Here is a 15183-nt window from a genome sequence, read left to right on the forward strand (position 1 = left end):
TAATCTACTATTAATAACACGTTAAAAAAAATCTAATAAACTAAAGCAAATACAAGATTTTTTCTAATTTCCTTTAGGAGGATAAAATGAACAATAGTAAATTACAGGCATTTTGCTTACTTGTAGAATTAAAAAAATTAGCCCCTGTCGCCAAAGCACTTGGCATTACAGCCCCCACTGTATCCTTTCATATTCGCTCTATAGAGGAGGAATACGGTATTCATTTATTTCGAACAAATGCGGGAGGATACCGTTTAACAGAAGCGGGTGAAGGTGTGTATCATTACGCTCGTCAAATGGTTCAACTTCAAAAGGATATGGATCGTTTTATGGAAAATCTTTTAGCAGGCCATATCGGTTCATTACGACTTGGAGCAAGTGGCTTACCTGCCCATATTTTTATGCCAGATTTAATTCATCAAGTTTCAACGACCTATCCTGAGATTCGCATTTCATTAGAAGTAAAAACAGCACCCGAAATTGAAAAAAAGGTAGCACTACAAGAATTAGATTTCGGGCTCATCATGGAGACTAAGCAGGAAAATCCTTTACTTCATTACGAAACGATCGGTGAAGATGCACTTGTATTGGCATTCAGCCCATCACACGAGCTAGCAGCACAAAAAGACATCACCAAAGAAGATATTCTTAAATACAAGCTATTGTTGCATACATCCTCTAGCTCCACGAATCACTTCATTGAAAAGTGGATGGACCCTTTTCAGCCTTCTATTTACACGATTGAGCTGGATTCTGTGAGCACCATTAAAAAGATGCTGACCTTTGGAAAAAACATGGCGTTTCTATCTGTTTCCTTAATAGAAGAAGAATTAAAATCAGGTGTACTGATGAAAAAAGATCTACATGATGTAACACTGAATAGAAAAATTCAATTGATTTATCCGAAAACGCGCTTAGATCACAAAATGGATGAATTTGTCAAAATGTCGGTTTATGAAATAGCTAAGCAATTAAAAATGTCTTCTACGATGACATAATTCCACATACAGTCGTAATAACATGGAATGGAAAGATATTTATATGAAAGGAGGGTTGTCCTTGCTAACCAAGCTGTTGACAAAGGATTGTATACAGCTTGCAAACTTTGTCCAATCATGGCAAGAAGCGATTCATTTAGCGGCTAGCCCATTAGTACAGCAACACAAAATTGAACAGCGCTATGTCGAAGCCATGATTCGATCTATTGAGCACTATGGTCCTTACGTTGTTATCACACCAAAAGTAGCCATTCCTCACGCACGTCCATCTGATGGAGTTCATGAACTAGCCATAAGCTTGCTCCGTTTACAAAGGCCTGTTTTTTTCAGCCCTAATCAGCCTGTCTACCTACTGATTGTATTAGCTGCCATTGACAATGCTTCTCATCTACAGGTGCTGGCTGATTTGGCATTAGTTTTACAAGAACCCGATCAGATTGATGACCTAATCGCCTGTCAACATGCAGACACGATATGGGAGAAAATTAAACAATATACGACAAAGGAGTCAACAGAATGAAAATTTTAGTCGTGTGTGGAAGCGGTTTAGGAAGTAGCTTTATTTTAGAATTGAATGTTAAAAAAGCATTAGAAGTATTGGGGAAAGATGCAGAGGTAACGCATACAGATTTAGCGTCTGCCAAGGCGGAGAAAGCAGATATTTATTTAGGGGCAGCAGATATCGTGAATGAATTAGCGAAAGACAAAGGAATCATTGTGAGCATCGTAAATATGATGAGTATTGCAGAAATAAAAGAAAAGCTTGAACCGTTGCTTTAAGCATTAAAAATTTGGATAGGATGAGGTGTTGGTATGTTAGATGTTATCATGCATGACATTTTAGGAACACCAGCTATATTAGTCGGCCTATTCGCTTTTATTGGTTTACTTATTCAAAAAAAATCAAGTTCCACTGTTCTGTCAGGTACATTAAAAACGATAATGGGCTTTGTCATCCTCGGAGCTGGTGCCACTGTCTTAATTGGCTCTTTAGATCATTTTAGTAAAATGTTCGATCATGCCTTTCAAGTACAAGGAGTCATTCCCAACAATGAGGCCATCGTGGCAGCTGCTCAGACTAATTTTGGTACAGCTACTGCACTAATCATGGTATTTGGTATGATTATGAATCTACTATTTGCGCGATTTACGCCATTAAAATATATCTTTTTAACTGGACATCATACATTATTTATGGCTTGTTTAATCGCCGCTTCATTATCAGTTGGAGGGATGAGTGGTACACCTCTTATTCTTGTTGGGTCTATCATTCTTGGACTTTGTATGGTCGTGTTCCCTGCCATTTTGCAGCCGACGGTTCGGCAAATAACAGGTAGTGACGACTTTGCAGTTGGTCACTTTGGCAGTGTTGGCTATTATGTTTCTGCAAAGATTGGTAAGCTCTTTGGCAATAAAACGAAATCCACAGAGGATATACAGGTTCCGAAATCATTAGGCTTTTTACGAGATACCTCAGTGGCTATTTCTTTAACAATGAGTGTGTTCTTTGTGATTGTTGCCCTTTTCGCTGGCCCTTCCTATATTGAGACACAATTATCAGCTGGCTCAAATTTTATTATTTTCGCTATTATGCAAGCGATTACATTTGCAGCAGGTGTCTATATTATTTTAGCAGGTGTACGGATGTTAATTGCTGAAATTATTCCAGCCTTCAAAGGCATTGCAGATAAACTTGTTCCAAACACAAAACCAGCGCTTGATTGTCCAACCATTTTCCCCTTTGCCCCAAATGCTGTTATCATTGGTTTCATTTTTAGTTTTGTAGCAGGACTGATTTCCATGTTTATACTCCCCTTCATCGGACTTAAAGTGATCGTGCCAGGTCTTGTTCCCCATTTCTTCACAGGTGCTGCAGCGGGTGTCTTTGGAAATGCTACTGGCGGTAGAATTGGTGCGATGTCCGGAGCCTTTGCCAATGGTTTATTAATTAGCTTTATCCCAGCCATACTCCTTATCTTTATGGGGGATATTGGTTACGAAGGCACAACATTCGGCGATTCAGACTTTGGCGTAATCGGCATTATTATTATTAATTTATTAAAATTATTCGGAGCTGTTTAGAACATGTAGTAAAGCCTTACGCTATTTGCGTTAGGCTTTTCTTGTGCTGTACATTCAAGAAGTGCTACGGAAACCTTAATAAATCCATTACTTTATTAGTAATCTAGCTTTATATTTTTAACTTATTATGTATATTGAAATGAATCATTATTCTTAGATATCCTAAGAAATTTATTTTAACCGATGTCTGACATCAGACTAAAAATATTAAGTTTTTGCCGATATATATTTTATACACAACAGGAGGTACACATAATTTGAAGAAATTAATCATTAGTTTTCTTTTGATCACGCTGTTGATAGCAGGCTGTTCCTCAGCACCAACAGAAACATCAACTGAAGGATATAAGATAGGAATTCTACTATCAGATGCAGGACTAGGTGATGAATCTTTTAATGATTCCGCTTTTAAAGGATTAGAAAAGGCGCGAGATGAGCTAGGTATTTTGTTTGATTACAAAGAGGCTCCTGATGGTAATTACGAGGAGAAGCTAAATGAGCTTGTAGCAGAAAAATATGATATCATCATTGGTCTCGGTTTTTCTGTACAAGAAGCACTAGAAAAAACAGCGAAGCAATATCCAAGCCAACAATTTATACTGATTGACGGACAATCTGAAATGGACAACATCATTTCGATTACCTTTAAAGAACAAGAAGGTAGCTTTTTAGTTGGAATGATTGCCGCTATGACAAGCAAAACAGGAAAAGTTGGTTTCATTGGTGGAGCAGATGCTCCTGTTATCCATCACTTTGAAAATGGTTTTATAGAAGGAGCTCGTTATGTACAGCCATCAATTGAAATTATGAGTGACTATGCTGGAACCTTTGACGATACCCAGGCTGGTGCAGCAATAGCAGAAAGGTATATCAAAAATAACGTTGATTTCATTTACCATGCAGCGGGCTTTACTGGCTTTGGAGCAATTAAAAAGGCCGAAGAAATGGGGATTTATGCAGCAGGTGTTGATATTGATCAGTTTTTCGTTGCGGAAAAAACAGTTGTCACATCCATGCTTAAAAATGTTGACCTCGCCGTCTACCAGCTTACTAAGACATTAGTGGAAAATGGGAAAATTGCTGAGAAATCATTTGCATTAGGTTTAGCGGATCAAGGCGTGGGACTAGCAGATATTCGGGTAATTCAACTGACAGCTGAGCAACAGGCTACCATTGAAAAAGCTAAAGAAGCTATTATTTCAGGTACGATAAAAGTTACTGCAGAAAAGAGGAATGGCCAGTGACACTACGGAAGAAATTATTTATGAACACACTGATTCCAATCGTACTGGCTATGGCTATGATTGGCTTTATTATCATTCAAACATTCACGATCCAGACAACAGCACAGGATGATACTAAGCTTTTACTTGCAGTGAAAGAACTAGAGCAAAGCTTAGTTGTTGCCAGTCAATCTTTAAATAATTTTACCTACTTAGATAGTGAAGCCAATAAAAACGAAGCGCTCACTATTTTGCAAGAAACAAAAAGTAATATAGAGGCATTAGCCTCCCTAACGAGAATGCCTGAGCATCAGACAATCGTCGAAAAAATAGCTAGTAAATTTGAAAATCTAGAAAAAGCGACTGAAAGCGGTTTTCAAGAAAACAATCGCTCTGAAATTAAAAAGCAGTCCATCAGAATAAAAGGGATTTTAAACGATATGCATTTGCTCAAAAAAGAAACGAACGAATGGTATCAAGACATGTTACAGGTAACAAAGCAAAAAATAGGTTTCATTACAACCACTACTATCATAGGTAGTGTGTTATTAATTATTGCTACGATACTTTATTCCTATGTGGCTGCGAAAAGAATTACCAAACCCATTAATCAGATTGTAGATTGTGCACAGGCCGCAGCAACAGGAAACTTAACCATTGATACATCTACCCTTTCCTATCAAGCAAACAGTCGATATGAGATTGATCAATTAACAAAAAGCTTTTCAGAGATGATGAATAATTTAAAAAGTACCGTACAGTCCATCGATTATATTGGAAAGGATGTTAATTTGTTTACACAAGAAGTGACGAGCCATATGAACAATATTCATGAAAGTAGTAATCAAGTCGCTACCTCAACAGACGAATTAGCAAAAGGTAGCTATACGATGTCTGAAGACATTCAATCAGTGGCAATGAAAATGAATAATATGGCAGATCAATTTAAGGATGTAATGCGTACAAGTGAGCAATCGGCTGACACCGGCAAACAAGCTCTGGAGGCTGTTCAAAATGGTCAGTATTCTTTAGAAAAACAATCTTCCATTGCAAAGGATATTTCAACTACCTCACTTGATATTAAGGAAGCTGTTACCCAATTCTCTCAATTTACTTCAGAGATTGAAGGAGCAGCCAATGCTGTCCATACGATTGCCAGCCAAACAAATTTATTAGCCCTAAATGCTGCCATCGAGGCTGCACGAGCTGGAGAAGCAGGCAAAGGGTTCGCCATTGTCGCCGAGGAGGTTAAAAAGCTCTCTTCAGAAACGGAGAATGCAACGAATTTAATCACTTCCATGGTCACGCATATTCAAGATGGCATTACGCACATCCTTACTACGGCAGAACGAGGTTATCAGCTATCAAATGAGCAATCACAGTCGATGGTAGAAACAGAACAATCATTTGACGTTATTGCCATGCATATAACAGATATCCATCACGATTTACAAAAACTCACAAAGGAAATGGCGCAAACGAATGAAATGAGCCAGCAAGTAAATAGTACCATTGAAAATATTTCAGCCATTACTGAAGAAACGGCTGCTGGTACAGAAGAAATATCCGCATCAACGCAAGAACAGTTACTGTCCTTCCAAAAAATTAGTGCTAAAATAGACGAGCTTCAGGCTATGACGGATACGTTGATGAATGAGCTCAAAAAATTCACCCTATAGTGATTCGGTTCATTCCCGCAAGAAATCCAGTGAAATGATTTACTGGATTTCTTCTTAGGGTTGAAAAACAAAACAGTCAATTAAAAGGTAGAAATGGATTTCCGTTGTAGGCTACTTGCTTTATTGTGGTCGAGCGCCGAGTCATTTTTCTCCGCTACCGCTCCGTTTAGTGGCTCCCCTGTTTCGCTATCCCACGGGAGTCAAGTAGCCTCCCATTTGAACCTACAAAAGTGTTACCTTTTTAGCGAAGGTATTCACTACTCTTTATGAAGAGGTGTTGTCACGCATCACTTCTCCACATTGAATTGAAAATATGAGCTTATCCCCTCTAAGAATACGGATAATAGACTATTTGATCGCTATGCTACTAGTTGAGTGGAGTGGAGCGGCTCATCGGACGCCCCCTGGAAAGGACGCTGGCGGAACGGAAATCAACCTCTCACCTTGCAAAGTTTCTTCTTCTGCCGTTGACATCATCTTTTGCAACAACAAGAAGAAATCCAATGAAAATGATTCACTGGATTTCTTCTTTCATTATAAAGTTAAGCCACCATCAACTAACACGATGGAGCCTGTCATATAGCTTGCTTTGTCCGATGCTAGGAACACAACCATTTCTGCTAATTCCTCTGGTTTCGCATAGCGTCCCATTCTCATGTTTGGAATTTCCTCTGGCACATAGCCACCTGTTTCAAACATGGCCGTTACACTGTTTGTTAATGCCGTTTCTACTCCACCTGGACAAATACCATTGATACGGATACCTTTTTTTACATACTCTAAACCAGCTAATAGTTTGTCAATATTTTTCATTAAAAACTTAAAATCATCCATGCTATACTAAAAAAGGGTATACCAAATAGCCTTCCGTTTTCTAAGAATTGGAAGGTTTTGTGTTATTTAGTTAGATATAGGTTCTATGCTATATCTTGGAAGGTCGTTTTGTTTTTTAATAGGGCAAAAATCCAATGTAAGAGCTTATTTACACACGCAATGACAGCTACTTTGAAAGGCTTTCCTTCTTCGCGTTTTTTATCATAATATTCTCGCATTCTTTTGTTGCGAGGGATGATTTCATCTGTCATTTTCTGTTTACGACAATCACGAATGGCACAACGAACAGCCATATATAGGGCATGTCGAAGTCTGCTTGATCCTCGTTTAGTAATACGGTTTTGAGTAGCTCTAAATTTACCAGACTCAAATACACTAGGATCAACACCAGCGAAAGCTACAAGCTTTTTAGGATGGTTAAAACGATCTATCTCACCGATTTCAGAAATAATCGTGGCGGCGATTTTTTCTCCAATACCGGGGATGGATTTGATAATATTATATTCTTCAATTTCTTTTGCGAGGGCGTCTATCTCTGACTCTAATCTTGATAGATGCTCTTTGTATTGAAGAATAATGTTAATGTACATACCTAAGCTCAATATATGACTCTGGTAGACTGTCTTTTCAAAAGGGTTACGAGCTGCAGCCTTTTTAAGTTCTAGAGCTTTTTCGCTTGCCCATCTGTTTGAACGACTCTTACATAATTCCTTGATCCTATTCGAGATTGTTTCCTCACTAGCTTTTAATATGTCTTCAGATGACGGAAACTCTTGTAATAATAAGAGTGACACCACAGAATACAGATCACCAAAGACCCCTCGATATTCAGGAAATACCTGATCGAGCACAGCCTGAAATTGAAGCTTAGTTTGAATCATAACGCCCGTAATATTTTCGTGTTGTCTCGTAAGGTTCCGAAGATTTAATAACTGAATTCCTCGCTTTTTATATGGCTCAAATTCCTCTTTGTAATACAATTCGCAGAGTAGGTACGCATCAATCGCATCTGTCTTTACTTTTCTTAGGCTTGAACTCTTCGCCTTATACGAAATTAACGGATTAATAATAATTAATAAATATCCACGTTCATCTAGATATTGGACTACTGGTGTTTGATAGTGTCCAGTTGCTTCTAGAATCACAGGAGGTTTCTGACCTGTTTCTTTCTGAACTTGATTTAAAAACTCTACAAGTAAACCAAGCCCCTCTAGCGTATGAGATACTTTAAAGCTCTTACGAAAAGGTTTGCCTTTATCTACAAAAGCTTGAACCTGACTTTCCCCCTTTGAAATATCCAGACCAACGACTGGATTCATCCTCCATCATCTCCTAACCTCTTATTTGCCGGTACCCCTTTTCCTTCTTGCAGTGTCACAGCTTCGCTTGTTATACGAGATCTAGGTCCCAACCAGCCTCAATCATGTTTCTACAAGTAGGGGGCAAACTGTTTAGCTAACGGGATCTAGTCCCACGGGCAGATACGTTTTACCCCGGCTACCGTTATAATAAGACCATATAAAAAATGGTCAACCAGAAATATTTAGCATTCTGGCTAACCTTATAATACGAAAGAGGCAGATTTTGTTAAACCAACTACTGCATGCTTACTTGCAGAATAGACAGCCATACTATGCTCACTACGAACACCCGCTGTAGAAGCTGTATTAATAATAGAGCCGCTTCCTTGTCCCTCCATTACTTTTAAAACATGTTTTAAGCCAAGGAATACACCCTTCACATTGATTGACATAATACGGTCATATTCTGCATCTTCAATCTCTGTTAGTGGAGAAATTTTCTGAATAACCCCAGCATTATTGAAAAATATATCAATGCGTCCATACGTATCAACAGCCGCATTGACATATTTCTGAACGTCTTCACTTTTTGAAACGTCAGCCTGAACGAAGATACCTTCTCCACCTTGTTCTTTAATCAAGCTTACTGTTTCTTCTCCTGTTTCTTTGTTGAAATCCACTACTACCAATTTTGCACCATTGCTAGCAAGTTTCAAACTACTGGCTCTTCCAATACCGCTTCCTGCGCCAGTTACTACTGCAATTTTATTTAAAAGATCCATCTTCTCTTCCTCCCTAACATTTTGAAGTCACTATCTATTTTATTGCTACTTCCCCTTCATTTATTGTATTATTCTACACAAAATAGTACTTTCTCAATGTCTATCCAATAAAAATGTAAATGCTTTCATTTTGATAGCACCATTACGAACTGAGGTATAGGAACATGAAAATTACCACTATCGATCTTCAATACATAAGCCAATTAATCTATGAAACACACCATCTTCCAGTCACTTATATTAATTCATTGGGGGAAATAATTTTTGACTATTCATCAACAAATAATTCATCTTACATTTCTTTAAAGGAGCAGCTCAAAACATACCCTTACCATACAAATTCAAATGATTATCCAATTTTTTTCTCTTATGCTGAATTTAATTTTTTCTATATTAACTTGAAGACTGATGATCAATATTTAGGGGCAATTGTAGTTGGTCCTTCCTTTTCTGCAGAAGTGGAAGACATAAAGGCAAATGTTAATCAAGAGCTGATCCCTATTCTTCATTATCAGCAATGTTTAGCCATTAGTTTATTTGTGTATTACTCCATCTATCAAAAGAAATTAAATAAAACAGCTGTTATTTATCACAACCAGGCATTAAAACCGCTCATTCGTCATGAGGAAAATACGGCGCTTGAGCTCTCCCATGCTAGAAGAAATGATATTATTCATACAAATCTTTACTACGAAAAAATATTGTTAGACAATGTGAAAAATGGGCGTATGGAGAAATTAAATGAAGTTTTGAATTATTCCATTGTCGAGCAAGCAGAACTTGGAATACTTTCAAAACGTAATAATTTAAGAAGTATTCAATATTTGATGATTACAGGAATTGCACTTATTTGCCGTGCAGCGATTGAGGGTGGATTAAATGAAGAAACAGCCTTTACATTAAATGATTTTTACATTCAAAAGCTAGAGGATCAAAACAGCTTAATCGATATTCTTTCGTTAATGGAGGAGGCTATTTACGACTTTACAAGCCGTGTATCGCAAGCCAATACAAGGAAATATTCAGCCCCTATTACTACCTGTATCCATTATATTGAAAATCAATTATATGGGGATCTAACACTCGACCAACTTTCAGCTATTTGCCATCTAAGCCCCAACTATCTTTCATCTTTATTTAAAAAGGAAGTAGGGACTTCCTTTAGTGAATACATTCAGCAGCAAAGGATTGATGAGGCGAAAAAACTCTTAACATTTACCAACTATCCAATCCTAGACATCGGCACATTACTTAATTTCACAGATCAAAGCTATTTCATTAAAGTTTTCAAAAAATTTACAGGGATCACTCCTAAACAATATAGAACTAAGTATTCTCATAAATAATTCGTTATAGAGGGAAAGTAAAAAGAAGGTAGGAATCAACTTTTACTTTCTTTTTCCTTTTTTGAAGTACTAACCATATACTCTATGTCATACCCTATATTAAAACGTAATCATTACACTTTAAGGAGGTCTATGTGGAACGTCTCCATTTTTCTAAATATGTATTGAATTTTTGGTTCCTTTTCATTTTATTCATAGGCATGCTACCACTACTGTTATTCAACGTCTCAGCACTAAACGACCTTAGTTCCTCTCTACTCAATTTAAATACGATATTTTTAAGTATTTTAATTGAAGCATTACCATTTGTCTTAATTGGAATACTGATTGCAGGCTTTATTCAGATTTTTATTACAGAGGAACATATCCAAAGGTGGATTCCTCGAAATCCTGTGATGGCTGTTTTCATGAGTTGTTTTGTAGGTGCATTATTTCCAGCCTGTGAATGTGGGATTGTTCCGATTGTTAGAAGATTGATTGCCAAAGGCGTACCAATACATGCAGCTATGGGTTTTATGTTAACTGGTCCACTTATTAACCCTATTGTTATTCTTTCTACCTATATGGCATTTGGCAATGATTTAAGAATAGCGAGCCTTCGAATGCTCGTTGGCTTTGTCATCGCTATTGTAGTGGCATTACTTATCAGCTTGTTTTTCAAAGGCTCACAATTTAAGGTCTCCTTACAGTCCTACTCATTGACAACCACTAGACAACAAACATCCTTCATCACTAAACTAGTAAATATGGTCAAGCATGCCATCGATGAATTTTTTGATATGGGCAAATACTTAATAATTGGGGCATTTTTAGCTGCCTTTGTACAAACCTATGTATCTACGAAAACACTCGTAGCCATTGGAGATGGTGATTCCTCCTCCATTCTAGTTATGATGGGCTTAGCCTTCATTCTGTCACTTTGTTCAGAGGCAGATGCCTTTATTGGCGCATCCTTTAGTGCTATTTTCTCCACTCCATCCATTCTGGCCTTTCTTATTTTTGGCCCTATGATCGATTTGAAAAATACCATTATGTTGATGAGCGTATTTCGCTTAAAATTTGTATTTTGGTTAATCGCCTTAGTGGCTACAGTCGTCTACATTAGTATATGGATTCTTTCAGCGTATCTCTAAGGGGGAAAACCATGAAATTTCATGTTCAAGTAGCGCTAAGAGCCTTACTGTTACTTGCCTTTTCAGCTATGATAGCCAACCTGCATTGGACCGGTGAACTAACAAAATTCATCAACCCGAAATATGAAGGGCTGAGTAAAACAGCCGCCATTTTGTTTTTTATACTATTTCTTGTTCAAGTGACAAGAGTAATATCTTTTTCAAAGGCTCCCCATTCATGTGATCAAGCAGGACAAGCTTGCTGCTCCCATCACGACCATGGTCACTCAGCCTTTACACGTAAAAAAATGATTGCCTACCTTATTATCATTACACCAATAATGACAGGCTTCTTCGTGCCAGCAAAAATTTTAGATGCTGCCATCGCTGATAAAAAAGGTGGTGCATTTATTCTCACCCAGCAAAATCAATCATCTAAAATAGAGGATTACCTCACTTCAAATGAAACGATTGATGAAAACATCTATGATGAACATGAAGCTGATCCCCGACTGACAGAGGAAAAACAGGAAATGACAAAAAAACAATATGAGCAATTAAAGCAACAGCTATCCCAACAATCCATGCTAAAAATGACCGATGAGGACTACACGATTTATTATGAAGAAATTAATCAAAATTTGGCTAACTATTTGGGGAAGAAAATACAGTTGAAGGGCTTTGTTTTAAAAGAAGAAAGTTTTACAGAAAAGCAACTAGTGATTTCAAGATTTCTTATTACGCATTGCGTCGCCGATGCCAGTATTGTCGGCTTTCTGACAGAGTTTTCGGACGCTCCTACACTCACAGAAGATACATGGATTGAAGTGGTCGGTACAATTAGTCAAACAACATATGAAGGTGCAAGCTTACCTGTTATCCATATTGATGATTGGGTAACAATCGAACAACCTGAATCACCTTATCTTTATCCTATTAATATTCGAATGAGTTTCTAGTAATAAAAGGGCAAAGCTTATGGCTTGCCCTTTTTCAGCTATTAATGGGGGATCGCACATCTAAGCCTAAATGGGAACGTAATGTGCTACCTTCATATTCAGCTCTGAATAACCCCCGCTCTACTAACATGGGAATAACGTCGCTAAAGAACAAATCCAAAGATTTCGCAGGTCCGCCTGGTATGGCAATAAAGCCATCCAATGCACCCTCTTCATAAAAAGTAACGATTTGATCGACAATATCCTGTGGTGTACCGATTGCTACAAGGTGGGCTGAGCCAATTACCTCTGGGCGTGCTAACAATACTGCGACTGTTGGTTCATTGTTTACAATATAACGACGTACCAAATCTGCATGTGTTTTACTACGTACTTGTTGATCTTTTGATGGCAGCATATCAACCGTTACCTGATCTTCAAGTGCCAAATGACGAACATCCATGCCAATCACAGATTCTAAAGCACTGTAGCGCCGCTCAAGTGTTAAATGTGCATGTGCTTGTCGGTGCATTTCGAGTGCTTCTTCATATGTATCCCCTATAAAGAAATAGAGTCCGGGTAATAAGCGAATATCGTCGGCTGAACGACCTACTTCTATAGCCTGCTGACGCAAATCATTACGCATCTCAATACCCACCTCCATGACTGGTGTAGCCGCAAAAATCGCATTGGAAACAGTAGCCGCAAATTGCCGCCCAACATCCGACGCTCCTGCTTGGAAGAGTGGAATCTCTCCTGCTGGATGCATTGGGAGATTTAAGGGACCTTTTATATGGAAAAATTCTCCTTCATGCTCAATTGGCTTAACAAGCTCTTTTATTTTCTCTAAATTCCCATCCATTTCTAATGTTTCATAGGGATAACTATGCCATAGCTGCTTGACCACCGCTGTACATTCTGCAGCTTTAGCATAACGCTCCTCGGAAGAAGGCATGGGCTCATTGCTGAAATTATGGGCGCCATCTATAGAGGTTACGATATTCCATCCAACTCGTCCTTCGCTAATCCAATTTAAGGACTGCAATTGACGCGCAATCAGATAAGGTGGCGTAAAGGATGTGGAAATCGTTGTTACTAAGCCAATCTGTTTCGTTTCTCTTGCCACCATCGCCATTAAAAAGTTAGGATCTAAGCCAACTGTTCCTTTCATTTTAGCCATTAATTCTGGATGAGCTGTTAAATAATCCGCCTTAAATACAAAATCTAATTTCGCTGCTTCAGCACGCTGCGCAAATGCAATATGTTCTTCTATCAAGGCACCCTGTTTGCCATGATTACCGTAAACAGCTAAATGCATTCCAATAATAAGGTGTCTTTTCATTGCTACTCTCCTTCTTTTTAATTGATAACGATTATCATTTTCATAATAATCATTCATGGCAGAGATTGCAATGAATGACTATTAAGTTTTTGAAGGTCCTCTACAAATGAAAAATAAGCAACCAAACTAATATTTACTATAAAGTTAAATAAAGGTATTATCGAGATAATTCAAAAATATTTAAGCGGAGGAATCATGAGAAAATTTACCTCTTTATTTATAGTTACTCTTTTTATATTTCCAATTGGTGGCGCATCTTTTATAGAAGATCCTATACTCCAACCATCTATTCCGCCGAACCTTGGTGCTTCTGCTGAGGAATCTTATTCTACCCCCACAGCTGAAAAAAGTGATGATTCTCTTCTTACAACGTCTTCTACCTTTCCAACTGGTCAGGGTTCGATGAGCTTTAATTTTAAAGCACCTAGTAATGGCACTGATACAATTCAAATTTATGTAAAAAATAACAGCTCACAATATAACCCAATACCTTCATCTGTTTTTCTACTTAACCATTGGCTGATCATTTTCTCTTCGAGATATTGACCTTCCTGCATATAAAACTTGTCAGTTGAGAAATGATTCACCGATAAATTCATGAGTCCTCTTTCAATTTCATTAATATTTAAAGCGTTATTCATATTATTGATGATTGAACCTCTAGCAATATTGACTTTTGCAGGCTGTTGAATCTCATAGACTTCCTTTTTCTGAATCGATGAAATATACTTTTTCTCATTAGCAGTAACACTTTCGTCCTCACTACTACAAGATGCTAAAATCAATATTGGTGCGAATAAAAATAACATAAAGCTTCTTTTTTTCATTGCTATTTCTCCTTGCATACTATGTATCATTTGATAAATTACCTCATTCAACGATACCAAATTTACCAAAATAAAACATTATATATTTACAAATCTCCCCATTTACCTATCAGATAATCAAAAAAGACCTATGCTCGTTTTCTCGAACATAGGTCTTACTGCTTTCAACTGCTAATGAGTGGGTTTTTCACTACATTGGAGTGGCTCTCACACTTTTAAGAGCGGGTTCTCACCTCTTTAAGAGCGGGTTCCCTCCTTCTTAGAGCGATTTACCCCTCAATACTATTTGGCATTTTTATCGGGCTGGTGAATACCAAATACATTGCCTTCCGTATCAATATAATAGCCTTGCCATGCCATTCCTGGTAATGCGTACTTTGGCATGGCTACTTTGCCCCCGTTTTCAAGAATTTTTGCTTCCGTTACATCATAACTTTCAACACCCATTGTACAAGCAAAGCCATTCAACGCTTGGTTTGTTTCTGGTGGAGGCCCTTGGCGTTGCATTAAAGCACCGTTAATGCCAAGTTCACCATCTTCACCTGTCACGGCACCGAAGTAAGGCATGCCTGCATATTCACTCCAGTCCTGAAATGACCATCCAAAAACTTTCCCATAAAAATCCTTAGCCCGATCCATATCACTTACATGAATTTCAAAATGAACTAATCTCCCCATAGTATCCTCCTTAAAGATGAATGTATTTGATCATATTTACT

13 protein-coding genes and 2 pseudogenes are annotated in these 15183 nt (G+C 37.8%); 9 read left to right on the forward strand and 6 right to left on the reverse strand.

Annotation, left to right across the window (positions count from 1 at the left end):
- The first annotated feature begins 86 nt into the window (after positions 1–86).
- The 6 genes from V1L66_RS16030 (at position 87) to V1L66_RS16055 (ending at position 5982) form a co-directional block, all read left to right on the forward strand.
- A complete protein-coding gene (locus V1L66_RS16030; protein WP_333006510.1) occupies positions 87–998 on the forward strand; it encodes a LysR family transcriptional regulator in 912 nt (303 codons plus the stop codon).
- Positions 999–1059: 61 nt separating this feature from the next.
- The gene (locus V1L66_RS16035) at positions 1060–1518 is read left to right on the forward strand and encodes a PTS sugar transporter subunit IIA (RefSeq protein WP_333006511.1); all 459 of its coding nucleotides are present in this window, start codon (positions 1060–1062) and stop codon (positions 1516–1518) included.
- Positions 1515–1778, forward strand: a complete 264-nt coding sequence (locus V1L66_RS16040) for a PTS sugar transporter subunit IIB (RefSeq protein WP_312127122.1) — start codon at positions 1515–1517, stop codon at positions 1776–1778. Before V1L66_RS16035 ends, V1L66_RS16040 begins: the two co-directional genes overlap by 4 nt.
- A gap of 33 nt (positions 1779–1811) precedes the next feature.
- A complete protein-coding gene (locus V1L66_RS16045; RefSeq protein ID WP_016994686.1) occupies positions 1812–3080 on the forward strand; it encodes a PTS ascorbate transporter subunit IIC in 1269 nt (422 codons plus the stop codon).
- Positions 3081–3337: 257 nt separating this feature from the next.
- The gene (locus V1L66_RS16050) at positions 3338–4324 is read left to right on the forward strand and encodes a BMP family ABC transporter substrate-binding protein (RefSeq protein ID WP_333006512.1); all 987 of its coding nucleotides are present in this window, start codon (positions 3338–3340) and stop codon (positions 4322–4324) included.
- Entirely contained in the window at positions 4321–5982 is a 1662-nt protein-coding gene (locus V1L66_RS16055; RefSeq protein ID WP_333006513.1) for a HAMP domain-containing methyl-accepting chemotaxis protein, read from the forward strand. Before V1L66_RS16050 ends, V1L66_RS16055 begins: the two co-directional genes overlap by 4 nt.
- Positions 5983–6516: 534 nt before the next feature.
- Here V1L66_RS16055 and V1L66_RS16060 read toward each other — a convergent pair.
- The 3 genes and pseudogenes from V1L66_RS16060 to V1L66_RS16070 form a co-directional block, all read right to left on the reverse strand.
- A pseudogene (locus V1L66_RS16060) lies at positions 6517–6771 on the reverse strand (SDR family NAD(P)-dependent oxidoreductase); the annotation flags it as partial.
- A gap of 128 nt (positions 6772–6899) precedes the next feature.
- Entirely contained in the window at positions 6900–8135 is a 1236-nt protein-coding gene (locus V1L66_RS16065; protein WP_274771811.1) for an IS110 family transposase, read from the reverse strand.
- 254 nt (positions 8136–8389) lie between these two features.
- Positions 8390–8899, reverse strand: a pseudogene (locus V1L66_RS16070) (SDR family NAD(P)-dependent oxidoreductase); the annotation flags it as partial.
- Between the two features lie 164 nt (positions 8900–9063).
- On the opposite strand from V1L66_RS16070, the gene V1L66_RS16075 reads away from it, so the two are divergent.
- From V1L66_RS16075 to V1L66_RS16085, 3 genes are all read left to right on the forward strand, one after another.
- Entirely contained in the window at positions 9064–10245 is a 1182-nt protein-coding gene (locus V1L66_RS16075; RefSeq protein ID WP_333006514.1) for an AraC family transcriptional regulator, read from the forward strand.
- A 134-nt stretch (positions 10246–10379) separates the two neighbouring features.
- The gene (locus V1L66_RS16080; RefSeq protein ID WP_333006515.1) at positions 10380–11378 is read left to right on the forward strand and encodes a permease; all 999 of its coding nucleotides are present in this window, start codon (positions 10380–10382) and stop codon (positions 11376–11378) included.
- Between the two features lie 11 nt (positions 11379–11389).
- A complete protein-coding gene (locus tag V1L66_RS16085) occupies positions 11390–12316 on the forward strand; it encodes a TIGR03943 family putative permease subunit (RefSeq protein WP_333006516.1) in 927 nt (308 codons plus the stop codon).
- Positions 12317–12350: 34 nt separating this feature from the next.
- On the opposite strand, the gene V1L66_RS16090 is transcribed toward V1L66_RS16085, so the two are convergent.
- From V1L66_RS16090 to V1L66_RS16100, 3 genes are all read right to left on the reverse strand, one after another.
- On the reverse strand, positions 12351–13613 hold the full coding sequence (locus tag V1L66_RS16090; RefSeq protein WP_257961494.1) for an NtaA/DmoA family FMN-dependent monooxygenase: 1263 nt from the start codon (positions 13611–13613) through the stop codon (positions 12351–12353).
- Between the two features lie 476 nt (positions 13614–14089).
- Positions 14090–14464, reverse strand: coding sequence for a CamS family sex pheromone protein (locus tag V1L66_RS16095; protein WP_333006517.1), 375 nt, complete (start codon positions 14462–14464; stop codon positions 14090–14092).
- A gap of 282 nt (positions 14465–14746) precedes the next feature.
- Complete coding sequence (locus tag V1L66_RS16100; RefSeq protein ID WP_112117635.1) at positions 14747–15142, reverse strand: VOC family protein; 396 nt, start codon at positions 15140–15142, stop codon at positions 14747–14749.
- Positions 15143–15183 lie beyond the last annotated feature (41 nt).

This window comes from Lysinibacillus sp. IITD104 (genome assembly GCF_036698265.2).
In the GTDB taxonomy this organism is placed as follows: Bacteria; Bacillota; Bacilli; order Bacillales_A; family Planococcaceae; genus Lysinibacillus; species Lysinibacillus boronitolerans.